The sequence below is a fragment of the Nocardia sp. NPDC004260 genome, from assembly GCF_053603155.1.
Genome location: NZ_JBSGEZ010000058.1, coordinates 1 through 23273, shown reverse-complemented (window position 1 = coordinate 23273; position 23273 = coordinate 1). Strand labels below are relative to the sequence as shown.

Sequence of the window (23273 nt, the reverse complement as noted above, 5' to 3'; positions counted from 1 at the left end):
ATGTCCTTAATGGGTGAAGAGCGGATCGGCGGGCAGGCGACGCGAATCGCCCGCCACAGGGGTCGCGTAGTTGTAGTCGAACAGGCTCGACGGCTCCGGATGGGGGCTGGCGTCGGCGAATTCGACCGCGGCGGCGACCGCGGCCGTCACCTCCGCTTCGAGAGTGGCGACAGATCGATCGTCCAGCACACCGGCGGCGAGCAGCGCGTCGCGCCAGCGCACGATGGGATCGTTGCCGCGGGCGATCGAGACCGCCTCTTCGGTCCGGTATTTCGCCGGGTCGACCACGGAGTGCCCTTTGAGACGGTGACTGACCGCCTCGAGCAGCGCGGGCTTCTTCTCGCGCCGAGCGGTTTCGATCAACTCACCGGCCACATCGCGGACGGCGAGCACATCGGTGCCGTCGACACGCTCCCCGCGCATGCGGTAGGCGGCGGCGCGCTTCCACAGATCCGGCTCGGCGGAGGAGCGCTCGACCGTGGTGCCCATGCCGGTCTGGTTGTTGATCACCAGGAACACCACCGGCAGGTTCCACAGGGCCGCGATGTTCAGCGACTCGTGGAACGCGCCGATGTTCGTCGTGCCCTCACCCATCTGGCACACCACCACGTCGTCCTCGCCGCGGTAGTCGATGGCCAGCGCCGCGCCGACGGCCAACGGAACCTGGCCGCCGACGATGGCGTAACCGCCCAGCATGCGAGTCGCGGTGTCGTACATGTGCATTGAGCCGCCCCAGCCCTTCGAGGTGCCGGTGGAGCGGCCGTACAGTTCCGCCATGACGCGGCCGGGCTCGATGCCTTTGGCCAGCGCGTAACCGTGCTCGCGATAGTTGGTGAACAGATAGTCGGTCGGGCGCATGGCCGCGCCGAGCCCGATCACGGTGGCTTCCTCGCCCAGGTTGAGATGGCAGTAGCCGCCGATCTTCGCCTGCTGATAGCTCTGGGCGGTGCGCTCCTCGAACCGGCGCACGAACAGCATGTCGCGGTACAGGCCGCGCAGGCTGTCGGGATCCTCCGCGGCGATGCGCGCGTCGGCCGGAACGGTCTCGTCCTGCGTCCGTGCGGTTTCGGCGGCGTCGCTCTTGCGCTCGTCCGCGCCCGGCGTGGAGGTGCGTGCGGCCGTCGACCGAGCCGTCTTGCGACTCGGTTTGCGGGATGCGGTGCTGGTGGTCACGGCAGGCTCCTCAACGCTTCCGGGGCGGGATGTGCACGGGCAGTCCGAGTCCGGCCATGGCCGCCTCCATGCCGATCTCGCCGAGAGTGGGGTGGGCGTGGATGGTGTCGGCGAGTTCGTCGAGGGTCGCCTCGAGCGCAATGGCCAAGGCGCCTTCGGTGATCAGGTCGCTGGCCGACGGGCCGATGATGTGCACCCCGAGCACTTCTCGATGACGCTGTCCGGCAATGATTTTGACGAAGCCATCGGTTTCGCCGAAGGTCTTGGCCCGGCCGAGTGCCGCGAAGGGGAATCGGGCGGTGACGACGTCGTGCCCGGCGGCGCGGGCCTTCGCCTCGGTGAGCCCGACGCTCGCGATCTCCGGGTGGGTGAAGGTGGCGGCCGGGATCGCGGTGTAGTCGATGTGCGCCGGGTGGCCGGCGATCACGTCCGCGGCGGTGAGGCCCTGATGCGAGGCGACGTGTGCGAGCAGGGCACGCCCGGTGACGTCACCGATGGCGTAGACGTGTTCGACGCCGGTGCTCAGCCGTTCGTCGACGGGGATGAAGCCCCGCGGGTCGGTGTCGATTCCCGCGCGGTCCAGGTCGAGATCGGCGGTGTTGGGACGACGTCCGACGCCGACAAGTACCACGTCCGCGTCGAGTTCACCGGCATGCTCGCCCGCGACGGTGACGCGCAGCGCATCGGTTCGCGCGATGGTTTCGACGGTCGAGCCGGTGAGCACGGTGATGCCACGCTTGGTAAACGACCGTCCCAGGGCGGCGCCGATGTCGGCGTCCTCCAGCGGCACCAGGGTGTCCTGTAGTTCGACGATGGTCACCCGGCTGCCGAAACTCGCGAACAGGCTGGCCCATTCCGCGCCGACCGCGCTGCCACCGATGACGACGAGGCGTTCGGGCACCTCGGTCAGCCCGAACGCGCCGTCGGAGGTGATGACGCCCGGCAGGTCCGCGCCCGGAATCGGCAGCCGAGCGGGCACCGATCCGGTCGCGATGATCACGTCGCTCGCGCTGATCGTCCGGGTGGCGGTGGCTGTCGGAGCGGCGGCGTAGCGGGGGCCGCCGGGGAAGATCGGCGATTGTCCCGCCTCGAATACCTCGACGCTGGTCGGGCCGGTGAAGCGGGCGTGTCCCTCGATCACCGCCACGCCGTTCGCGGCGAGCAGGCTCGCCACACCGTCGGTGAGTTGCTTGACGATGCCGTCCTTGCGCTGCCGCACCGCGGCGAAGTCATAGCGCACGTTGTCCGCGTATACGCCGAAATCGGCTGCGGCCGTGATGGTTTGGAAGATCTCGGCGGACCGCAGCATCGCCTTGGTCGGAATGCAGCCCCAATTGAGGCAGACGCCGCCCGGTCGCTCCTTCTCCACCAAGCCGACCCGCAGGCCGCGCTGGGCCGCGCGGATGGCGGCGACGTACCCGCCCGGGCCGCCGCCGACCACCAGTAGATCGAAATCCGGCACTCGTGGTGCTCCTCGTCCTCGATGATCCGATCCGCCTCCGGTTGTGGGGCGAATCATCGCTATCGAGTGTTGCCGTAGCGGAGTGCACAGACAATTGCCACGAAGCCCAGTAGTGCAATCGTCGGATTGGGCGCAGCGCCCAATCCGATGAGGTCGGATCAGGCTCTCTCCGGTGACCGGACGAGGTCGAGGGCGGCCAAGGCCAACGACAGTTCCACATAGCTGCGCTGGCCTTCGAGCGGGCGGCCGAGCAAGGTCGAGACGCGATGGAGGCGGTTGATCACGGTATTGCGGTGGCAGTGCAGCCGTGTCGCCGCATGGGCCGCCGAGCAGTCGTGCGCCAACCATGCCGCGAGCGTGTCGAGCAAGGTCGTGCGCTCGGCGGTGGGCAGTGCGAGTACCGGACCGAGGGTGTGGGCGACCAGCATGTCGGTCACGTCGGTCGAGCGCAGCAACAGGGCATGTTGGAAGCGTTCGTGCAGCGGCACGAGTCCCGTCGCGTCCTCGGGCAGGGTTTGCAAGGTGAGCAGTGCCCAGCCGTGTGCGGTGCCGACTTGGGCCAGGCCGCCGACGGTCGGCGAGGCGCCGGCGCGTCCGCGAACATGCGGTTCGATCCGTCGTAACACCGAGGCGACGGCGTGGCGCTCGACCGCTATGAGCCCGACCGTCGAGTCGACGCGATCGTGCCACACCGAACGAATGCCGACCGCGGCCAAGGCCGTTTCGGTGCCGGTGTGCATCGCCTCGCCCGCACCGCAGGTGACGACGACGAGATAGTCGCTACCGGCCGGAAGGTTCAACTCACGTGCGGCGCGTGCGGCGAAGGTGGTGTCGTTGCCTCGGCCGGCGAGCAGGTCCTCGATCAGGGCGTGCCGACGGCGTTCGTCGCTGCGCAACTGCTCCAATTCGGTATTCCGGTAGGACGTGACCAGCGACGTGGACAGCCCGTCGATCACGGCCCACAACGCGGTGCCCGCCGCGCGGATCTCGCCGGGAGTGAGATCGTCCGCTTGGTCGAGCAGGGCCTCCCAGACGATCCGGCCGCCGAGGCGGAACGTGCGCAACATGGCTTCCAGCGGTACGCCCTGTTCGGCACGGCGGCGGCCGATGGACGCGGCGACATCGTCGTCGAACGCGGTCGTCGGAGCACCCAACCGGTCGAGGATGCGGGTCACGTACCGGCGGCAGCCGTCGACGAGATCCGCGCGGGGCACCCGCGAATAATCGGTCCATTCGGGGTTTTCGGTGAAGATCTCCGAGATCAGCCGATCGGTCAGCGCGGGGATCTCCGCGCGGCAGGCGGCCACCAATTCCTGCGTGCAAGTGTCCGGATGCACCTTCTTCGATATCGACATGTCGCTCGGGTTCCTTGTCGTCTGCCATGCGCCACGACTGCGCGAGCGGTGGCCTATCAGACCGTATAGCCCGTCGGAGGGCGCATCGACAGCGACGCTCCATCCCGACGGGTAGGTGTCCTCGCCGCACTGCGGCGCAGTCCGGCTGGTGAGCGTTCGGTGGCGTTTAGGCAATTACGGAGACGACAACGCCCTGCCTGTCACGAGAAGCTTCCGTGCGCAGGCGAACGAGAGCAATCGAAATAGCGGATCTGATCGACTATCTTTACCGTGAATGCGGCAATAAGCTATCGCTTGTGTCGAATCTACGGATCAGTGAAGCCGCCGCGTTGCTGGGTGTCAGCGATGACACGGTGCGTCGATGGATCGATCAGGGCCGTCTGACCGCGATTCAGCTGGACAACGGCCGCAAGGGTGTCAGCGGCCGCGAACTCGCCGAGTTCCTGCGCGCCACCGCCGAGGCACCCGCACCCGGTGCGACGGTCGCGGCGTCGGCCCGCAACCGGATGCGCGGGATCGTGACCCGGGTGGTCAAGGACACGGTGATGGCGCAGGTGGAGATGCAGGCCGGACCGTTCCGGCTGGTGTCGTTGCTGAGCCGGGAATCGGTGGACGAGCTCGGTCTGGAAGTCGGCAGCGTCGCTGTCGCATCGGTGAAGTCCACGCACGTCGTCGTGGAGATACCGGAAAGTTGACGAGGATGAGGATGGTCCGCAAGTTGGGTGTCGCCACCGCGACGGTGGTGACTGTGGTGACCGCGGCCGGCTGTGGTTCGGACGACACGACCGAACACACCGGCGCCGAGCATGTCTCGGGCACGGTGACCGTGTTCGCCGCCGCCTCGCTGACCGAGACGTTCACCGAACTCGGCAAACAGTTCGAGGCCGCGCACCCGGGCGTGAAGGTGATCTACAGCTTCGGCGCGAGTTCGGCGCTCGCCGAACAGATCAATCAAGGAGCACCGGCCGACGTGTTCGCCTCGGCGGCGCCGAAGAACATGCAGCAGGTCCGCGACAAGGGCGAAGTCACCGCCGCGCCGGTCACCTTCGTGCGCAACAGGCTCGAGATCGCGGTGCCCGCGGGCAACCCGGGGCACATCACCGGGTTGGCCGATTTCGGCAGGACCGAGCTCGAGCTCGCGCTGTGCGCGGAGCAGGTGCCTTGCGGCGCGGCGGCCGAGACGGTGTTCGAGACGGCGAACATCACCCCGCAACCCGATACCCGGGAGCAGGACGTGAAGGCGGTGCTGACCAAGGTGACGCTCGGCGAGGTCGACGCGGCGCTGGTATACCGCACCGACGTGAAGGCGGCGGGCGACAAGGTCGAGGGCATCGACTTCCCGGAGTCCGGTAAAGCGATCAACGACTACCCGGTAGCGCCGCTGGCGCACGCGCCGAACGCGGCCGCCGCGGCGGCGTTCGTCGACTTCGTGACATCGGACAAGGCCGAGACGGTCTTCGCCGCGGCGGGATTCGACACGCCGTGATCGCGCCCTCACGGCGGCGGGCGGTGCTCGGGCGGCGACCGGTCGCGCTGATGCTGCCCGCAGGCTGCGGGCTGGCGTTCCTCGTCGTACCGCTCATCGGGTTGCTGGCGCGAGCACCGTGGGCGACCATGCCGGATCGGTTGTTCAGCGTCGAAGTCGGCCAGGCACTGCGGCTTTCGCTGGTGTGCGCGACCGCGGCCACGGCGATCTGCTTGGTCCTCGGCATCCCGCTGGCCTGGGTGCTCGCGCGCGCCGAACTGCCGGGGCGCGGGCTGGTCCGGGCCTTGGTCACCGTGCCGCTCGTGCTGCCGCCGGTGGTCGGCGGTGTCGCACTGCTGCTGGTGCTGGGACGGCGCGGGCTGATCGGGCGGTATCTCTACGAATGGTTCGGTGTCTCATTGCCGTTCACTACCGCCGGGGTGATCGTGGCCGAGGCATTCGTGGCCATGCCTTTCCTGGTGATCTCCGTCGAAGGAGCCCTGCGGGCGGCCGATCCTCGTTTCGAGGAGGCGGCCGCCACGCTCGGCGCCTCCCGCTGGTACGCCTTCCGCCGGGTGACTCTGCCGTCGGTGCTGCCCGGAGTGGTCGCGGGCGCGGTGCTGTGCTGGGCCCGTGCGCTCGGTGAGTTCGGCGCCACCATCACCTTCGCCGGTAACTTCCCCGGCCGCACCACCACTATGCCGCTGGCGGTCTATCTCGCGCTGGAGACCGATCCGGACGCCGCGATCGTGCTCAGCCTCGTTCTGCTGGCCGTCTCGGTCACCGTGTTGGTCGCGTTGCGCGAACGGTGGATCCAGGGAGCGATATGAGTTTGGAGGCCGACCTGCGGATCGACCGAGGGCATTTCGCGCTCGAACTGCCTCTCGCCGCCGCACCGGGCGAGGTGACCGCTCTGCTGGGACCGAACGGGGCGGGCAAGACCACTGCCCTGCGAGCCCTGTCAGGGCTGATCGCGCTGACCGGCGGGCACATCCGGCTGGACGGAACCACCTGGGACGCGCCACCGTCGGCGTTCGTGCCCGCCGAACGCCGACAGGTAGGCGTCGTGTTCCAGGACTACCTGTTGTTCGGGCATTTGTCGGCACTGGAGAATGTCGCATTCGGGCTGCGCGCCCGGGGATGTCAGCGAGCCGTCGCGCGGGAGCGGGCCACCGAATGGCTCATGCGGGTCGGACTGGCCGATTACGCACTTCGCAAACCCCGGGCACTGTCCGGAGGACAGGCGCAACGGGTCGCCTTGGCCCGCGCGCTGGCCACCGAACCGCAGCTGTTGCTGCTCGATGAGCCACTCGCGGCACTCGACGCCGGTACCAGGGTCCAAGTGCGCTCGGACCTCGCCCACCATCTGCGCGACTACCCCGGCCACACCGTTCTGGTGACCCACGACCCCCTCGACGCGATGGTCCTCGCCGACCGGCTGATCATCCTCGAAGACGGCAAGATCGTCCAGCAAGGACCGCCCGTGCAGGTCGCGGCGAGACCACGCTCGGACTACGTGGCGACTTTGATGGGCCTCAACCTCTACCGCGGAACCGCTCGCGGCACGACTGTCGACCTGGACGGTGGCGGCAGCCTCACCATCGCCGAACCCGCGCAGGGGCGAGTCCATGTGGCCTTCAGCCCGAACGCGGTGGGCCTGCATCCGGAACAACCCGTCGGCAGCCCCCGCAACAGCTGGCCGGTCACGATCACCGGCATCGAGCAACACGCGCACATCACCCGGATTCGTCTCGACGGCGCGCCGCCCGTGCTCGCCGACATCACACCGGCCACCGTCGCCGAGCTGCGATTGCGTCCGGGCCGGCGGCTGTGGGCTGCGGTGAAGGCCACCGAAACTCGTTCGTACCCGGCATGAGGCGTGCTATCACGCGGTACCCAGGTGCGGCTCGGGGAAAGGGCAGCGGGGCGATACGGCGTAGTCGCCTGTTTCAGATTTGCTATGTGTAAGCTGTTCACTTTTTCGGTCGGCATGGAGCACACTGTGAGGGTCGCATCTCTCGAATGAGGGATGCGGCGATCGGTTGCGCTGGGCTGAGTTGTCCGTTCGGTCGATGCCACACGAGGATTGCCATGAACGCGTATCCGCCGATCGCGGAGCACGGCATTGTCGGTGATCTACAGACCGTGGCGCTCGTGTCCTCGGTGGGCACCATCAACTGGTGGTGTACTCCGCGATTCGATTCGCCGAGCGTCTTCGCCGCACTGCTCGACAGCGAGCGTGGTGGTAGCTGTCAGTTGTCCGCCGATCTGGCCGAGGCGGAGGTGACGATTCGTCAGCTGTACCTGTCGGACACGGCCGTGCTGGTCACCCGGTTCATGGCCGAGAGCGGGGTCGGCGAAGTCATCGATTTCATGGAGCCGATCCGCGATCGCGCCCCTACCGACCGGCATCGGCTGGTGCGGATAGCGCGGGTGGTGCGGGGCACTCTGCCGTTCGCGCTCAGCTGCCGACCACGGTTCGACTATGCGCGCGCCGCCCACACCCTCACAGTGCACGATCACCGGTCGGTGACCTTTCGCGGGCCGGGCACCGATCTGCGCCTGCAGGCAACCGACCCGGTGGCGTTGCGCGCCGAAGGGAATGATGTGTCCGCGCGGTTCACCCTTTCGGCAGGGGAGACGGCGGTGCTCGTGTTGACGAGCACGGAAAGCGGGGGCGCCGCACCGGCGCCCCCGGAGCGGCAGGCTGTGCTCGCGGAGTTGGACGCGTGCCGCGCGTTCTGGCAGACGTGGTTACGATCGTCCACGTATCGGGGTCGCTGGCGAGACATGGTCAATCGTTCGGCGATCACGCTGAAGCTGCTCACATATGCGCCCACCGGGGCGCCGATCGCCGCGGCAACCATGGGGCTGCCCGAGCAGGTGGGCGGCGAACGCAACTGGGATTACCGCTATACCTGGATCCGGGATGCGTCCCTGTCGGTGCGGGCGTTGAACGATTTGGGTTTCGCCGAAGAGGCGTATGCCTTCCGGCGCTGGTTGCGCGAGCGGCTGGAAGCCGGTGACACCACTTCTGGTGAGCCGTTGCAGATCATGTATCGCATCGATGGCGATCCTCGACTGGAAGAGGAGATTCTCTCTCATCTGGAGGGTTACCGCGGATCGGCGCCGGTGCGGGTCGGTAACGCGGCGGCCGATCAGATCCAGCTCGACATCTACGGTGAGGCAGCCGACGCGCTGGCGCAGATGTCCGATATCGGCGGAATCTCGGGCTGGCGGGCGATCGCGAACCTGATCGACTGGCTCACCGAGAACTGGGACCGGCGCGACGAGGGGATTTGGGAAACTCGTGGTGGTCAACAGGAATTCACCTACAGCCGTCTCATGACCTGGGTCGCGTTCGATCGCGGTGTACGGCTGGCGATCGAACACTCTCGGCCCGCGGACGTCGCGCGCTGGACGGGAACGGGACGCCGTGTTCAACCAGATCGTCGAGCGCGGCTGGAGCTCGAAGCGGCAGGCGTTCGTGCAGCACTACGCCACCGAGGTGCTGGATGCGTCGCTGCTGCTCATGCCGCGGATGGGCTTCCTGTCCCCGCAGGACCCGGCGTGGCTGAGCACGCTCGACGCGATGGACAAGGAATTGGTCAGCGACAGCCTGGTCTACCGTTACGACCCCGAAGCCTCCCCGGACGGCTTGCGCGGCGTCGAGGGCACGTTCAATCTGTGCAGTTTCCTGTATGTGGAGGCGCTGGCCCGTGCTGGGCGATTGACCCAAGCCCGCTACGCGTTCGACAAGATGCTCACCTACGCCAATCACGTCGGTCTCTTCGCGGAGGAGATCGGCCCGTCCGGCGAGCAGTTGGGCAACTTCCCGCAGGCGTTCACGCATCTGGCCTTGGTCGCCGCGGCGATGGCGTTGGACGAACAGCTCGACCGAGCCGAAGCTCGGCCGGACGGCTCCTGACCCGGGGCGCGCGGATGGCGGAGCCGACCGGGTCCAGACCGCGCGGGGTGCTGCTTCCTCTCGCGCTGGCGCAGTTCATCTGTAGCTTCGCCGGTTCGAACATGAACGTGATGATCACCGACATCAGTGCCGACCTGAACACCACCGTGCACGGGGTGCAGGTGACGATCACGATCTTCCTGCTGGTGATGGCCGCGCTGATGATCCCCGGCGGAAAGATCACCGACCGATACGGCCGCAAGCGATGTTTCGTCGTGGGCTTGGCCGTCTACGGGGCGGGCGCTGTGCTCAGCGCACTCGCACCGACGCTGGGTGTGCTGGTTCTGGGCAATTCCATCCTCGAAGGCGTCGGCACCGCGCTGCTGATCCCACCGGTCTATATCCTCGGCACCCTACTGTTCACCGAAACGGCTTCCCGCGCACGGGCCTTCGGCGCCATCATGGCCATGGGCGGCATCGGCGCCGCGGCCGGACCGCTGATCGGCGGGCTCATCACCTCCGGGCTCAGCTGGCGCGCCGCCTTCGGCTTCCAGGTTCTCGTCATCGTGGCGATCATCCTGCTCAGCCGCCGCATTTCCGACCCGCTGCCCGCGGATCCCACGCGGCCTTTCGATCTCGGGGGCGCGATTCTGTCGGCGGTCGGTCTGATCTTGCTCGTCATGGGCATTCTGGCCGCCGACGACGATCTCTGGTTGATGCTGGCGCTGCTGGCACTCGGTGGGATGTTCCTCGCCTGGTTCTTCGTCTCCTGCCGCAACAAGGAGCGCGCCGGGCATGAGCCGCTGCTGTCGACCGGCCTGTTCCGCAACCGCACGTCCAACCTCGGCCTGGTCACCCAGAACATCCAGTGGTTGCTGTTGATGGGCACCTCGTTCGTCGTCTCGGCGTATCTACAGGTTGTGCGCGGATACAACGCCATTGAGACCGGCGTCATCTTCACCGCCGCCACCGTCGGCCTGCTGGTCTCGTCACTGTCGGCCGGACGACTGGCGCGGCGCCGCGCCGCGCGCACCCTCATCATGGGTGGTTTCCTGGTGACCATCGTCGGCGTGGTGGTGCTGCTGGCATTGGCGGGCAGCGCGCTGAGCCCGTGGGCGTTCGGCCCCGGACTGTTGTTGATCGGGCTCGGCCTCGGCGTGATGCTCACTCCCTCGGTCAACGTGGTGCAATCCAGCTTCGGCGAGGAACTGCAAGGCGAGATCTCGGGGTTGTCGCGCAGCGTGTCCAACCTCGGCTCCTCGCTCGGTACCGCGGTGGCCGGGACCATCCTGGTCGCCGATCCCGGCGGTCACGCCTACGCAGTCGCGATGAGCGTTCTCGCCGTGATCGGCCTCGGCGGACTGCTCGCCGCGGCGCTGCTGCCCCGCCGCACGGTGTCGGCGCCGCCCCTGGCGTCGCGCGAGACCTAGCCCGCCCACGTCGCCGCGCGCCGGTGTTCAGCATAATCCCCAGCGATCCTCTGGCTACTATTTAGTAGGCCTTGCCGCGGGCTCGGCACGACTCGGAAAGACGGATGGCCCGGCGACGAACTCGGTGAGAGGTCGATGGAAGTCAGCAGACATGCACTCCTACACGGACCGCTGTTCTCCCGGAGCGCTCCGCTGAACCGCCGCAACGCGGCCAGCCGGATCAGCGCCTACGTCTACGGGAACGTGCTGATACTCGCGGCGCTGATACCGGTGACGACCTCCGCCGAACATGTCGGCATCTTGATCGTCCTCGGGACGGCACTCTCGACATTCATCGCACACTCTTTCGCCGAGGGGGTCGGGCAGAGCGTCCAGCAGAACCGTCCGATCTCCGCTCGGGAGCGCTGGACGGACCTGCGGGACTCCGTGCCGATCCTCAGCTCGGCGGTGCTGCCCTGCGTGATCCTCGGCATCGCCGGTCTCGGATGGCTCGAACCGCGCACGGCGCAGCTGCTCGCGGAGGTGGTCATGCTGATCCGGATCGGCGGAATCGTGTTCGTCATCGAGCGGCTCAACGGTGCGCGTCCCCGGCGTTCGACCTTGCTCGAGGCCCTGCTGCTGGCGGGTGCGGCCACCACCGTCGTGGTGGTCAAGGTGATCATGACCCACTGATCGCGCGGATGCTGTGGCCGAACCCCGCCTGCTCTGCTTCAATCGATATATGTGCAGGTGGATGGCTTATTCAGGGGAGCCGATCCGGGCCGAGGACCTTTTGTTCCGGCCGACGCATTCGTTGATCGACCAGAGCTTGCACTCCCAACTGGGTGCGACGACCACGAACGGTGACGGCTTCGGGATCGGCTGGTACGGCGATGGCCCGCGACCTTCGGTGTTCAAGAACACCGAACCGGCATGGAACGACCGCAACCTGCGGGAGATCGCGGGCGCGGTGCGCACGTCGCTGTTCTTCGCGCACGTGCGCGCGTCGACCGGGACCTCGGTGCAGCGCAGCAACTGTCACCCGTTCCGGCACGGGCACTGGTTGTGGATGCACAACGGAGCGCTGCGCGGGTTCCGGCAGTGCAAGCGTGATCTGATGACGGCGGTCGATCCGCTCCTGTTCGCCGACATCGAGGGATCTACCGACTCCGAGTTGCTCTTCTTCCTTGCCCTGACCTTCGGGCTCGTCCACGACCCGTTCGAGGCGGTTGCCCGCGCGGTCGGCCTCGTCGAAGACGTCGGCCGGGCGCACGAGGTCGAAGCTCCGGTACAGATGACCGTCGCGACCTCCGACGGCGAATCCATGTGGTTCTTCCGGTATTCCACCGAGCGGCAGACGCGATCGCTGTTCTATTCCAACGATGTCGCGAAAGTGCGCGCCCTGCATCCGGAGGTGAAAGCTCTCCGCGCGCTGGGGGAGGAGGCCCGTTTCGTGGTCTCCGAGCCGCTGCGCGACCTGCCGGGAGCGTGGAACGAGGTCCAGGAATCGTCGGCCGGCGTCGTCCGTCTCGGTCACGATGAAACGCGCCCGTTCGAGCCGGTTGCACCGTGACCCACCGGACGGCCGCGGTGAACGATCGGATCGCCACCCGCGCCGAACGTGCCGAGCAGGGTGAATCCGCTCGGCGGATTACCCCTTTCGCCGCTCTCGCCGAACACGACGCCAACGGCAGGGACCCGGTCGACCTGCTCGATCGGCAGGCCCGATCCAGGATTCCGGAACTGGTTCCGGTGCGGTACGGCCGCATGGCGAACTCACCGTTCGCCTTTTATCGCGGCGCGGCCCTGGTCATGGCGGACGATCTGTCCCGAGCGCCCACGACGGGGCTTCGCACTCAACTGTGCGGCGATGCCCACCTGAGCAATTTCGGAATCTTCGCGACACCCGAACGCCGTTTGACCTTCGACATCAACGATTTCGACGAGACGTACCCCGGTCCGTTCGAATGGGATGTCAAACGGCTCGTCACCAGCCTGGCGGTCGCCGCCGGAGAGAACGGCTTCTCCGCGAAACAGCGGCGGAAAGTCACGCGAGCGTGTGCGGCGGAATACCGGACCACGATGCGGGACCAGGCCGAGCGGAGCACCACAGCCGTGTGGTACTCGCGCATCGATCCCACGGCCGAATTGCCCGAATTGCGCGACGAGCTGGACACCTCGACCCAGGAGCGGGTGCGCAAGGCGCTCGCGAAGTCGCGGACGCACGACAGCCACCACGCACTGGCGAAGCTGACCACCCGCGTCGACGGCAGGCCGCGGATCATCAGCGATCCGCCCCTGCTCGTCCCGCTCGAGGAACTCTTCGCCGACCTCGACGCCGAGCAACTGTATCGCGAACTGCGCCGACGTCTCAGCGATTACCGTGCGACTCTGCAGGACAATCGCCGCGCACTACTGGACCAATTCGAATTCGCGCAAGCTGCGCGCAAGGTGGTCGGTGTGGGCAGCGTAGGCACCCGCGCTTGGATCGTCCTGATGCTGGGAGTCGACGGGGATCCGTTGTTTCTGCAGGCGAAAGAGGCCCAACCGTCGATATTGGCACGGTATCTGGCGGGCCCGTCGTATCCGAACCAGGGGGAGCGGGTAGTGCGTGGCCAGCGGCTGATGCAGGCGGCGAGCGACATCCTGCTGGGCTGGCAACAGGGTCCCGACATCGACGGCGAGCAGCGCGACTTCTACTTCCGGCAGCTCCGCGACGGCAAGGGCTCGGCGGTGATCGAGACCATGGGTCCCAAGGGACTGAAACTCTACGGCCGACTGTGCGGGCGGGTGCTGGCTTACGCACACGCCCGCGCGGGCGACCGGATAGCGATCGCTTCGTACCTCGGCACGACCGACGAGTTCGACCATGTTATGGCTGAATACGCCGAAACCTACGCCGACCAGAACGCGCGCGACCATGCCGAACTCGAGCGCGCGATCCAGGAAGGCCGCATCACCGCACGAACCGGGATGTAAGACCGTCGTCGTTTGCGAATACCCGTGGCCGCCTTGCTCATTGCGCAGGACGGTTAGGCTGCGACCTTGTGCGCGAGCTGTCGTCGGTGTCGAGGTTGTGGGTCGTTTGGGTGGTTACTCGATTACTGATGGTGGTGTTCACCGGTGTGACGGCGTTGCCACACAGCGTCTGGGATGCCTCGGCGGCGGACTTGACCCTGTATCGCGCGTGGGCCGAACATATCGTGCACCAGAACGCTTTCCCGTTGGACGACGAACGCTGGCAGTACCCGCCCGGGGCGGGTGCGTTGCTAGTGGTGCCCTGGCTGATCGGCGGTGGGTTGGGCTACAACTGGTTGTTCTTCGCGCTCGTCGCGGCGGCGGACGCCGGCGTGCTGAGCTTGTTGATCAGGGCGGCGCGGGCTGACGGGCTGCGGACAGCGCAGGCCGGGCCGTGGATTTGGACGCTGGGAGTGGCCTTCCTGGGCCGGGTCTGTTACGGCCGATTCGATTTGATCGTAGCCGCGACCGCGATCGCGGCACTGTTGTGGTCAGCGCGCCGACCGGCGGCGGCAGGCGTGGCCGCCGCCGCGGGTGTGTTGCTGAACTGTGGCCGGTGGTGGTCGTGCTCGGGCTGCGCCGACGGACGCTGTGGCGCATGAGCGCGGCGGCGGCTTGCGCCGGTCTGGTTGCGATGGCGGGATTGACCGCGTTGGGTCCGGGCGCGTGGTCGTTTCTGGAGTTTCAGTCGAAGCGGGGATTGCAGATCGAATCCGTCGCTGCCACACCGTTATTAGTCATTCGGCTGATGAACGGCGGCTGGACTATCGTGCATCGTTATGGGGCGGAGGAGCTGTCCGGCCCTGCGGTGTCCGCCGTGGCCAGGGGATGCGTGGCCGTCATGATCATCGGGGGCGCGGTGTTGCTGATCACCTGGTGGCGCATGCGTCCTCCGGCGACGGATCTGGCATTGGCGGCGGTGCTCCTCGCCTTGGCGACCAGTCGGGTGCTCAGCCCGCAGTACTTGGTGTGGGCGGTCGGGGTCGCCGCGGTCTGCGCGCTCGACTCGCGCACCACGCAGCGGCCTGTGCTGGTGCTGGTACTCGCGACGGCACTGGCGAGTCAGCTGGAGTTCCCGTTCCTCTACGACCGGGTCGCCACCGGAAGCGGGCCGGGAGTAGTGGTCCTGGCGATGCGCAACGGCCTGCTGCTCTGCGCAACCGCGTGGTCGCTTGTGCGTCTGTGGCGCCACAACTCTCAACCGTCTCGTGAAAGCGCGGAAGTGCCGATAACGGTCGTCGGGGCCGCGTCGTCGGCCTGAACGACGCCGTGCACGTCCGGCGCGTGCGGCCACATTCCCGAACTTTCCACTGGCGGGAGGGACAGTCGAGCCGGGCGCTCGATGTTCCGGGAAAGATCACGTGTCGTCGGTCCCCGGACCGGAAGCTCACCGTGAGAAGGAGCCGAATTAGATGAGGATCACCCGAACACTTCGCCTCGGTATCGGGGCGATCGCCGTCGCCCTTGTCGCCACCGCCTGCGGTGGCGGCAGCGACGCCGCGACCACCGCCGATCACGTGCGGGACGGCAAGCTGACCATCGGCATCAAGTTCGACCAGCCAGGACTCGGATTCCGTGAAGCGGACGGCTCCTACCAAGGGTATGACGTCGAGATCGCCAAGTACGTCGCGAGCAAACTCGGCGTGCGGCCCGACGGCATCACCTTCAAAGAGACGCCGTCGGCCCGGCGGGAGACGATGATCATGAACGGCGAGGTGGACTTCATCGTCGCCACCTATTCGATCACCGACGCGCGCAAGGAGAAAGTCGACTTCGCCGGACCGTATTTCGTGGCCGGGCAGGCGCTGCTGGTGAAGAACGAGACCACCGATATCACCGGTGTCGAGTCGCTGAACGGCAACAAGAAACTTTGCTCGGTCAAAGGCTCCACACCGGCGCAATACGTCAAGGATCACTACGCCAAAGATGTTCAGCTGGTGGAACTCGACACCTACTCGCAGTGCATCGAAGCTCTGCGCCGCGGTTCGGTCGATGTGGTAACCACCGACGACATCATCCTTGCCGGCTTCGCGGGGCAGGCGTCAGGAGAACTGAAGCTGGTCGGCAACACGTTCACCACCGAGAAGTACGGCATCGGCCTGAAGAAGGGCGACCAGGAAACCCGGAACAAGATCAACGACGCGATCGAGCAAATGGTCGCCGACGGTTCTTGGCAGAAGGCGTTCGAGGAAACGATCGGGCCGCTGCGTGATTCGACGTTGACGCCGCCCCCCGTCGACCGATACTGATCGGAACTCACCGATTCCGGCAGCCGCACACGAACAGCATCCCGCTGCATATCTCGAGCACGCGGACGGCCTATCCACTGTCGTGTCGAGCAAGCCTGGTTTCGGGCGGGGGTGCGGTAGCCGGTTGTCACGTCCGCGACTCCTACTGACACCCCCGTCGGCAATCCCCGCCACCCGGGCCAGGCGTGCGTACCATCACCGGCATGCAGCTATCTACCCGCAACCAACTCGACGGCGCCGTCGTCTCGATCACCCGCGGCGAAGCCATGGCCGTGGTCCGGGTCCGGCTCACCGGGGGTGACGAGATCACCTCCTCGATCACCCGCGACGCAGTCGAAGACCTGCGACTCACCGAAGGCACACGCGTCAAAGTCCTCATCAAGTCGACCGAGGTGGCGCTCGGCGTCGAATAGCCGGGCGCCATCGTCGCCAATTCCACTGGAACGACCCGATATTCGTTGGTCGCATGATCTGCGGACTGGATATTTTCGGCAGATTCCGCTTCGGCTCATCTACACGGCGGACGCCCGACCCGGCGACGCATGCTGAGGTCGAGAAGCGTGGACCGGCCACCCGACGCGTGGGTTGATGCTTCCAGCCACACCGAAGCGAACGCGCTGGCCGGATGGGGGATGGGTGCCGCCACGATGTCCAGACCGGGCGCAGACGGGGAAGAACTCCAATTCCTCTTCCCTTTAAACATATATCGCACTGGGGGGCTTGCGGCAAGGCCCGGGTCGTGCTGCAAAATCTTCGGCCGAAGCCAGAACCTGCGGAAATCGGCGATTCGCGAGGCACGTGCGCTCGCGGATTTCCGCCGGACCAGCTGGCCGAGATGCGATACCAACGGATGGGCGGTTCATGTTTGACGTGATCATTGTCGGCGGCGGACCGACCGGCTTGATGCTGGTCAGCGAGTTGCGGCTGCACGGCGTGCACACGCTTGTACTGGAGAAGGAGACGCAACCGTCCACGCTGTCCCGGGGGCAGGGCCTGCACGCGCGCAGTGTCGAGATGATGGACCAGCGCGGCCTGCTGGACCGGTTTCTCGCGGTCAGTAAAAAGTTCCAAGTCGGCGGTCTTTTCGGCGGCATCATCAAGCCGTGGCCGGACCGGTTGGACACGGCGCACCCGTACGGCCTCGCCACGCCACAGCCCGTCACCGAACGGCTGCTCAACGAGCACGCCCTCGAGGTCGGCGCAGAGATCCGGCGCGGCTGCGAAGTGGTGGGGCTGAGTCAGGACGAGCACGGGGTGACCGTCGCGTTGGCCGACGGCACGCAATTACGCTCGCGCTACCTCGTCGGCTGCGATGGCGGCCGCAGCACGGTGCGCAAACTGCTCGGCGTCGGCTTCCCCGGTGAACCCACCAAAGTCGAGACGCTGCTCGGTGAAATGGAGGTGACCGAGGACCCGGCGAAGGTGGCCGCGATCGTCGAGGAAGTCCACAAAACGCAGAAACGGTTCGGCGCCGCCCGCTCCGGTGACGACGGAAGGCTGTTCCGTATCGTCGTGCCTGCCGAGGGTGTGTCGGACGATCGTGCGGCCCCGACCCTGGAGGAGTTCAAGCGGCAACTGCGGGCATTCGCGGGCACCGACTTCGGGGTGCACTCCCCGCGCTCGCTGTCCCGCTTCGGCGACGCTACGCGGCAGGCCGAGCGTTACCGGGTCGGCCGGGTGCTGCTGGCCGGCGACGCTGCGCACATCCACCCGCCGACCGGCGGGCAAGGAATGAACCTCGGCATCCAGGACGCGTTCAACCTCGGCTGGAAACTGGCCGCCGAGGTGAACGGCTGGGCGCCGGAGGGACTGCTCGACAGCTACCACGCCGAACGACACCCGGTGGGCGCGCGTGTGCTGGAGAACACCCGCGCGCAGATCACGCTGATGGGCACCGATCCGGGCGCGACCGCGCTGCGCGAGCTGTTCTCGAAGTTGATGGACTTCGAGGAGGTCAACCGGTATATCACCGAGATCATCACCGCGGTCGGGGTCCGCTACGACTTCGGTGAGGGGAACGACCTGCTCGGCCGGCGGATGCGGGACGTCGGGCTGAAGCGGGGTCGTCTCTACGAACTGATGCGCGGCGGGCGTGGATTGCTGCTCGACCAGACCGGCCGGCTTTCGGTAACGGGGTGGGCGGATCGGGTGGACCACGTGGTCGATGTCAGCGAGGAACTGGAGGTACCCGCCGTGCTGCTGCGGCCGGACGGCCACGTGGCGTGGGTCGGTGAAGACCAGCAGGATCTACTCGAGCACCTGCCCCGGTGGTTCGGCACCGCAGCGGGCTGATTCGCCGACTGGCCGCCGGAGCCGCGAGTGCACCGGCGACAGCGGGGTAGGGGGGTCAATGGGTGTCTCGGTCTGGCGGTGTACGCATGGTCTGCCGGCGCCGCCAGGCCGAGGGCCCGGTCCCGCGGGCGCGTTTGAACGCGACGCTGAAAGCGAAGGCGTCGTGGTATCCGACTTGACGAGCGATGGTCGCGATGGTGGCGTCGGTATCGCGAAGTGCGTCCGTGGCCAGGGTCATTCGCCAATCGGTGAGATAGGTCAGCGGCGGGCGTCCGAGCAGGGCGGTGAAGCGCGCGGAGAAGGAGGCTCTGGACATGTTGGCCTTCTCGGCCAACGCGGCAACGGTCCAGCGGTGGGCCGGATCGTTGTGGAGCGCGTGGAGAGCACGGCCGATCCGCGGGTCGATCATCGCGTGATACCAGCCGGGTGGTGTCGCGCCGGGCGCGGCCCACCAGGCGCGCAGCGCCAGCACGAGCACCAGATCGAGCAACCGATGCAGGACGGCGTCTTGTCCCGGCTCGTCTCGGGCGGCTTCGGTGGTGAGCAGATGCAACGCGGCGCTGGTCCGTGATCCGGCAGGTACGACCGCCACGGGTGGCAGCAGATCGAGTACTCGCTCGCCCACGTCGCCATGAAGTACGAAGGAGCCGCGCAGCACTGTCGTGGCTCCTGGCAAACCGTCACCGTAGGTGCGTGGGCCCATATTCCGGAGCGCCCCCGGTTCCCGGCTGTGGTCGAGGACGACTTTGCGCCCCTCCTCGATCAAAATGTGCGGCGGGGTGATCGGACTATCGGCAACCGTATATCCGCCGGTCCCTTTCACGACGGCGATACCACCCTCGGGCACCGGCACCTGTGTCGTGTCGGCACCGTCGAGGCGCAAGTGCGCCGGACCGCCGAGCACCGCGACGACAGCGAGCGCTGGATGTCCGGATGCGGCGAAGGTCAGCGACCACGGCGGCCGCTGGATGAGCTGGCGCACCTCGGTATTGCCCACTCGCGCCCGATGCAACAGATCGCTCAGCACGTCCACAGCGACCAAGGTTAGACGATCACAAAGAAACCATGGATGTTCTCCCATGGATCGTCTGGCTGCTGCTCGATTGGATGATTGCCATGACCAACATTCTGATTCTCGGCGGCACCGGTAAGACCGGCCGACGGATCGCACGCCACCTCCGAGCCACGGGCCATCCGGTCCGGGCGGTCGCACGCACCGGGGGCGATATCTCGTTCGACCTGGGCGACCCGACGACTTGGTCGGCCGTGCTCGACGGCGCCACCGCCGCCTATCTCGTGGAACCGGCCCTGCAATTCACCGAGGAGGGCCGAGCGCGAATCCCGAAATTCATCGAGGCGGCGGTCGGGGCCGGTGTCCGGCGACTCGTACTACTGTCCGCACCCGCCGCCGACCAGGCCGATCATCCCCTGTACGCCGCCGAGCGCGCGACCCGTGACAGCGGGCTGGAATGGACCATTCTGCGACCCAACTGGTTCGCCCAGAATTTCAGTGAAAGTTTCTGGCTGTCCGGCATTCTCAATGGCGCGCTCCATATCCCCACCGGCGACGGTCGTACCCCGTTCGTCGACGCCGACGACATCGCCGAAGTAGCGGCGCAAGCACTGATCGATGACCGGCACAGCGGTAACACCTACGAGCTGACCGGCCCGAGGGCGATCAGCTTCGGCGAAGCCGTGGACATGATCGGAGCGACCATCGGCCGCACGATCCGCCACGTCGACATCGACCCCGTTAATTTCGTCGAACAGCAGATTGGCTTCGGTGTCTCGCCCGAGGCTGCGCGGCTACTCACCGACATTCTCACCCGGCTTCCTCACGGCGGCCCCGGCACGACACCCACCGACGACGTGCACCGCGCCCTTCACCGTCCGGCCCGGACATTCGAGAACTACGTCGCCGAAGCCGCCGCCTCAGGCTGTTGGCGCCGGACCACTACCTCGTAGCGCAACAGTGGGGAGGGCGGATTCAGCTATCAGTTTTCGAGAGCGGAGCGCGGGTAACACGACCTCGTTGAATGCGGGAATGGAGAAGGAATAGACCATGGGAAAGCAATCGTTCAGCAAAGGCGACGAAGTCGAATGGAACAGCCACGGCAGTACCGCCGAGGGCAAGGTGGAAGAAGTGATCACGTCCGACACCGAAGCGGCGGGCCGAACGGTACGGGCCTCCGAACAGGAGCCACAGTATCGGGTGCGCAGTGCGAAGAGCGGCCGTGACGCGGTGCACAAGCCCGGCGCGCTACGTCCGCACGACGATTGAGATCGAAATCGGAGCCGCGCCATGACGCCGGAAGACAAGGCACGCGTCATCGAGGAGTCGAAGTCGGTGGGCGGAAGGCGAAAGACGATCGCGGACATTTTCGAGAGGAAGAAACCGGACAATTTACGGCCGTTGCCGCCGGACATGCGGGCCGATGTATTGTATTATTTGCAGCCCACGATGCCTGTTCGACATCTTCCCTACATTAGAATTCCAACGAGTATCGCCATTTGGTGTTCTCCTCGATTCTCGTACGCGTACTCGGTGGCAGCTCCTTGCGGCAGCGGGAGGAGTCTGTGTCGGTCCGGGTCGGCGTCCGGACAACGGCGCGACAGCCGACGTCCGGAAGTCGGTGGTTGTCTTGCTCTAGAGGGTTATGCGCTGTCGTCGTTCAGGAGAAATATTTCCGCCAGTGTGCGCATAGTGGTTCATTGTCGTGATCGTTGCAGGTAGTGTGACTTTTGATTTCATGACCGCGCTGGTGCACGTTGGATGTGGACCGCGCAGGGATGCACGGAAATGGTGTGGCATTTGGGAGGTTTCGCATGACACTGTCTGAGCCCTACCTTGTGGGACAAGCCGACACTGCCGCGGTCTCGGCGGGCGAGTCGGCCGACTTCTGGGTCGAACGTGTTTGTCGTAACCAGGGCACCGTGCGCTTCCGTTTCGCCGAAGCGTCGACATTTCACGGCAGCATGGCGATTCAGGGCTACGCGGACTACCTGCTGATCGACGTCAGTTCCGACGGCATCATCTACTCGCGAACACAGACAGATATCCGCCGCGACGATGATGCGAGCCTGCGGTTGTCTGTTCCCACCGCAGGTGTGCTCAACCTTCGGCAGAACGACAGCGCCGTGCAAATCTTCCCGGGACAGGCCGCACTCGTCACGAAAACACGCCCGGTGGATTTCGGTCAACCGCAGAACACGCAAGCGTGGGTCATGAACATCCCGGCTGGCGCGTTACCCCTCGACGTCGGCGCGGGCCCAGCGGTCATCGACCTGAGAACTGGCCTGGGATCGGTGGTCGCGGGCATGATCGGCGAACTCGGCAAGCAACGCGCGGCGGTGGATGGGCTCGGCTTCGCGACGGCATGCGACGTAATCGTCGATCTGGTCGGGCTTTGTCTGCGTCCCCGAGAGGATTCGCCGACCACCTTGGGAGTAGTCGAGGCCGCAGTCCGTGACTACGTCCGCAGGCACGCCGCGGAACCCGAACTCACGCCGACCGTGATCGCGCGCAACTTGGGCTGGTCACTGCGACAGGTCCAACTGGCGCTGCAAGGCACGGGTGTGACGCCGAGCGAGCTGATCCGTATCGAGCGGCTCGACCGTGCACGCCATCTTCTCCGCCGGGCACCTGTCGACCGCACCATAGCTCAGATCGCCTATGCCAGCGGTTTCCGCTCACTCAGTGCCTTCGGAGCCGCCTTCAAAGCACGGTATGGACTCACTCCTCAGGAAGCGCGCACCCAATAAGCGAACCACGGACTGTACGCAAGCGCGTCGACCGCCACCAGGCGAGCACCGGCTTGAACCCCATTTGTGTGGCAAGGACCGGACCCGCCAGCAGATCCGCGCCCGCAATGGCGGCGAAGTGGTGCACGTAGAGCGCCCGCAGGTCCATCTGCATATCATCCCTGCCGTTCCCCAGGACTCCGCTACATTAGGACGCCTACCAGGCTTGGTCAGCATGCTATCTGGCCCTGTTGTGCCTTGATGACGTCACCTTCTCCGACGGATGGCTTCAGGGCTCGAGTTCTTGTACTTCGACGTCGCCCCGGAGGTCGAGGATCGAGAGAAGGACTATTCGGCACACCGACATGCCCGATAGGTGTCCGCGCAGCGTCAGTACCATGCGCGCTTCGGCTCGTCGGCATTCCTTGACCAGATCGACGAACACCGGGGGCAGTGCCGCGCTCTGTGGTGCCGGCTCGTGGAATATGGTGGCCAGCTCGTATCCGAGAGACCTGGCGGCGGCCCTCAGTGTGTTTTCGCTCGAATTCGGGGCGCGGAGCAAATCATCGCGCAGGTATCCGTAGGCAAGAGGTAAGAGAGCAGTCATCGGATGTGTCCGGTTTTCCGGTCGACCGGCGACGAGAGGGAATCTCTGACAGCCGGACGGCTCTATAAGCGTTGTGCGGGCAGGTGCGCACCTGTTTGCTGTCGACTCGGCGTGCGGGTTTTTCGAAAATCACGTCGACTCGAGGTAGGTGGCGTATGAACAACTATCGGTCGGTTCGATTGCGGTCCCCTCGAGCGTCGTTGCTCAATTGGCTGCACCCCGTTGTACGCCGTGGCGTCGCAATCAGCCTCATCTACGAGTTATCGTCGACCTTGGTACCATAAGACGTCTGGGGTCGTCCTTTCGTGTTCGGTATCAGTAGACTGTTTCAACGTTATGAGCGCACCTGTGCTCGTTCGACCTGAGACGCGCATGCGACGCACGGAAACGCGCAAGCTGTTGGATCGCTGATGACGGCGCTTCCTGAGGTCCCGACATCTATACCCGGCAGCGGTTCGTGGTCGGGACAGCAGCCCCCATGTCGGCGGAACGTGAAAACTGGATCTGGCACAAATTGCGTGATTCGGTCAGGTTGTTCAGTCGCTCAACAGGATTCGTTTGCGGAGTAGGTCGGGTTTCGCTCGCCCGAACATCT

Annotated in this window: 21 protein-coding genes and 1 pseudogene; 17 read left to right on the top strand and 5 right to left on the bottom strand. The window is 66.2% G+C overall.

From position 1 onward, the window contains the following. Positions 1–6 precede the first annotated feature (6 nt). The 3 genes from pdhA to ACWEO7_RS27985 form a co-directional block, all read right to left on the bottom strand. Positions 7–1173 carry a pyruvate dehydrogenase (acetyl-transferring) E1 component subunit alpha gene (gene pdhA, locus ACWEO7_RS27995; protein WP_452427532.1) on the bottom strand — a complete coding sequence of 389 codons (1167 nt, stop codon included), beginning with the start codon at positions 1171–1173 and terminating at the stop codon, positions 7–9. Between the two features lie 10 nt (positions 1174–1183). Further along, the gene (gene lpdA / locus ACWEO7_RS27990; RefSeq protein WP_452427530.1) at positions 1184–2635 is read right to left on the bottom strand and encodes a dihydrolipoyl dehydrogenase; all 1452 of its coding nucleotides are present in this window, start codon (positions 2633–2635) and stop codon (positions 1184–1186) included. Positions 2636–2793: 158 nt separating this feature from the next. Next, entirely contained in the window at positions 2794–3990 is a 1197-nt protein-coding gene (locus ACWEO7_RS27985; protein WP_452427528.1) for a PucR family transcriptional regulator, read from the bottom strand. 296 nt (positions 3991–4286) lie between these two features. Between ACWEO7_RS27985 and ACWEO7_RS27980 the strand changes: the two genes are divergently transcribed. The 14 genes and pseudogenes from ACWEO7_RS27980 (at position 4287) to rox (ending at position 18330) form a co-directional block, all read left to right on the top strand. Further along, entirely contained in the window at positions 4287–4685 is a 399-nt protein-coding gene (locus tag ACWEO7_RS27980; RefSeq protein WP_355073899.1) for a TOBE domain-containing protein, read from the top strand. Positions 4686–4696: 11 nt separating this feature from the next. Then, positions 4697–5476, top strand: a complete 780-nt coding sequence (gene modA, locus ACWEO7_RS27975) for a molybdate ABC transporter substrate-binding protein (protein WP_452427526.1) — start codon at positions 4697–4699, stop codon at positions 5474–5476. Between the two features lie 50 nt (positions 5477–5526). Beyond that, positions 5527–6285, top strand: a complete 759-nt coding sequence (modB, locus tag ACWEO7_RS27970) for a molybdate ABC transporter permease subunit (protein WP_452427581.1) — start codon at positions 5527–5529, stop codon at positions 6283–6285. After that, complete coding sequence (locus tag ACWEO7_RS27965) at positions 6282–7331, top strand: ABC transporter ATP-binding protein (protein ID WP_452427524.1); 1050 nt, start codon at positions 6282–6284, stop codon at positions 7329–7331. The genes modB and ACWEO7_RS27965 overlap by 4 nt, the downstream gene beginning before the upstream one ends. A gap of 146 nt (positions 7332–7477) precedes the next feature. Next, positions 7478–9383: pseudogene (locus tag ACWEO7_RS27960) on the top strand (glycoside hydrolase family 15 protein). A 47-nt stretch (positions 9384–9430) separates the two neighbouring features. Then, a complete protein-coding gene (locus ACWEO7_RS27955) occupies positions 9431–10792 on the top strand; it encodes an MFS transporter (protein ID WP_452427522.1) in 1362 nt (453 codons plus the stop codon). 135 nt (positions 10793–10927) lie between these two features. Next, positions 10928–11464 carry a hypothetical protein gene (locus tag ACWEO7_RS27950; RefSeq protein WP_452427520.1) on the top strand — a complete coding sequence of 179 codons (537 nt, stop codon included), beginning with the start codon at positions 10928–10930 and terminating at the stop codon, positions 11462–11464. A 61-nt stretch (positions 11465–11525) separates the two neighbouring features. Further along, complete coding sequence (locus ACWEO7_RS27945) at positions 11526–12344, top strand: class II glutamine amidotransferase (RefSeq protein WP_452427518.1); 819 nt, start codon at positions 11526–11528, stop codon at positions 12342–12344. Then, positions 12341–13750, top strand: coding sequence for a DUF2252 domain-containing protein (locus ACWEO7_RS27940; protein ID WP_452427516.1), 1410 nt, complete (start codon positions 12341–12343; stop codon positions 13748–13750). Before ACWEO7_RS27945 ends, ACWEO7_RS27940 begins: the two co-directional genes overlap by 4 nt. Before the next feature lie 110 nt (positions 13751–13860). Continuing rightward, positions 13861–14391, top strand: coding sequence for a hypothetical protein (locus tag ACWEO7_RS27935; RefSeq protein ID WP_452427514.1), 531 nt, complete (start codon positions 13861–13863; stop codon positions 14389–14391). Continuing rightward, positions 14388–15050 carry a hypothetical protein gene (locus ACWEO7_RS27930; protein WP_452427513.1) on the top strand — a complete coding sequence of 221 codons (663 nt, stop codon included), beginning with the start codon at positions 14388–14390 and terminating at the stop codon, positions 15048–15050. The genes ACWEO7_RS27935 and ACWEO7_RS27930 overlap by 4 nt, the downstream gene beginning before the upstream one ends. Before the next feature lie 151 nt (positions 15051–15201). Further along, complete coding sequence (locus ACWEO7_RS27925) at positions 15202–16038, top strand: glutamate ABC transporter substrate-binding protein (protein ID WP_452427511.1); 837 nt, start codon at positions 15202–15204, stop codon at positions 16036–16038. A 203-nt stretch (positions 16039–16241) separates the two neighbouring features. After that, positions 16242–16451, top strand: a complete 210-nt coding sequence (locus ACWEO7_RS27920) for a TOBE domain-containing protein (RefSeq protein WP_355073881.1) — start codon at positions 16242–16244, stop codon at positions 16449–16451. Between the two features lie 448 nt (positions 16452–16899). Then, positions 16900–18330 (top strand): rifampin monooxygenase, encoded by a 1431-nt coding sequence (rox, locus tag ACWEO7_RS27915; protein WP_452427509.1) that lies wholly within the window; start codon positions 16900–16902, stop codon positions 18328–18330. A gap of 55 nt (positions 18331–18385) precedes the next feature. Here rox and ACWEO7_RS27910 read toward each other — a convergent pair whose 3' ends face one another. Further along, positions 18386–19363, bottom strand: coding sequence for an AraC family transcriptional regulator (locus tag ACWEO7_RS27910; protein WP_452427579.1), 978 nt, complete (start codon positions 19361–19363; stop codon positions 18386–18388). 32 nt (positions 19364–19395) lie between these two features. Between ACWEO7_RS27910 and ACWEO7_RS27905 the strand changes: the two genes are divergently transcribed. From ACWEO7_RS27905 to ACWEO7_RS27895, 3 genes are all read left to right on the top strand, one after another. Then, positions 19396–20295: an NmrA family NAD(P)-binding protein gene (locus ACWEO7_RS27905; protein ID WP_452427507.1), complete on the top strand. Its 900-nt coding sequence runs from the start codon at positions 19396–19398 to the stop codon at positions 20293–20295. A 97-nt stretch (positions 20296–20392) separates the two neighbouring features. Further along, entirely contained in the window at positions 20393–20611 is a 219-nt protein-coding gene (locus ACWEO7_RS27900) for a hypervirulence associated TUDOR domain-containing protein (protein WP_364426216.1), read from the top strand. 494 nt (positions 20612–21105) lie between these two features. After that, the gene (locus ACWEO7_RS27895; protein WP_452427577.1) at positions 21106–22092 is read left to right on the top strand and encodes an AraC family transcriptional regulator; all 987 of its coding nucleotides are present in this window, start codon (positions 21106–21108) and stop codon (positions 22090–22092) included. Here the strand turns inward: ACWEO7_RS27895 and ACWEO7_RS27890 are convergent. Beyond that, a complete protein-coding gene (locus tag ACWEO7_RS27890; RefSeq protein WP_452427575.1) occupies positions 22064–22267 on the bottom strand; it encodes a carbon starvation CstA family protein in 204 nt (67 codons plus the stop codon). The two genes, ACWEO7_RS27895 and ACWEO7_RS27890, sit on opposite strands and share 29 nt — an antisense overlap. Positions 22268–23273 lie beyond the last annotated feature (1006 nt).

Coding starts and splice junctions, on each gene's coding strand:
- ACWEO7_RS27985 (WP_452427528.1), bottom strand. CDS start 3,990: ATGTCGATATCGAAGAAGGTGCATCCGGACACTTGCACGCAGGAATTG.
- modA (WP_452427526.1), top strand. CDS start 4,697: ATGGTCCGCAAGTTGGGTGTCGCCACCGCGACGGTGGTGACTGTGGTG.
- modB (WP_452427581.1), top strand. CDS start 5,527: ATGCTGCCCGCAGGCTGCGGGCTGGCGTTCCTCGTCGTACCGCTCATC.
- ACWEO7_RS27965 (WP_452427524.1), top strand. CDS start 6,282: ATGAGTTTGGAGGCCGACCTGCGGATCGACCGAGGGCATTTCGCGCTC.
- ACWEO7_RS27950 (WP_452427520.1), top strand. CDS start 10,928: ATGGAAGTCAGCAGACATGCACTCCTACACGGACCGCTGTTCTCCCGG.
- ACWEO7_RS27945 (WP_452427518.1), top strand. CDS start 11,526: ATGGCTTATTCAGGGGAGCCGATCCGGGCCGAGGACCTTTTGTTCCGG.
- ACWEO7_RS27930 (WP_452427513.1), top strand. CDS start 14,388: ATGAGCGCGGCGGCGGCTTGCGCCGGTCTGGTTGCGATGGCGGGATTG.
- ACWEO7_RS27925 (WP_452427511.1), top strand. CDS start 15,202: ATGAGGATCACCCGAACACTTCGCCTCGGTATCGGGGCGATCGCCGTC.
- ACWEO7_RS27920 (WP_355073881.1), top strand. CDS start 16,242: ATGCAGCTATCTACCCGCAACCAACTCGACGGCGCCGTCGTCTCGATC.
- rox (WP_452427509.1), top strand. CDS start 16,900: ATGTTTGACGTGATCATTGTCGGCGGCGGACCGACCGGCTTGATGCTG.
- ACWEO7_RS27905 (WP_452427507.1), top strand. CDS start 19,396: ATGGATGTTCTCCCATGGATCGTCTGGCTGCTGCTCGATTGGATGATT.
- ACWEO7_RS27900 (WP_364426216.1), top strand. CDS start 20,393: ATGGGAAAGCAATCGTTCAGCAAAGGCGACGAAGTCGAATGGAACAGC.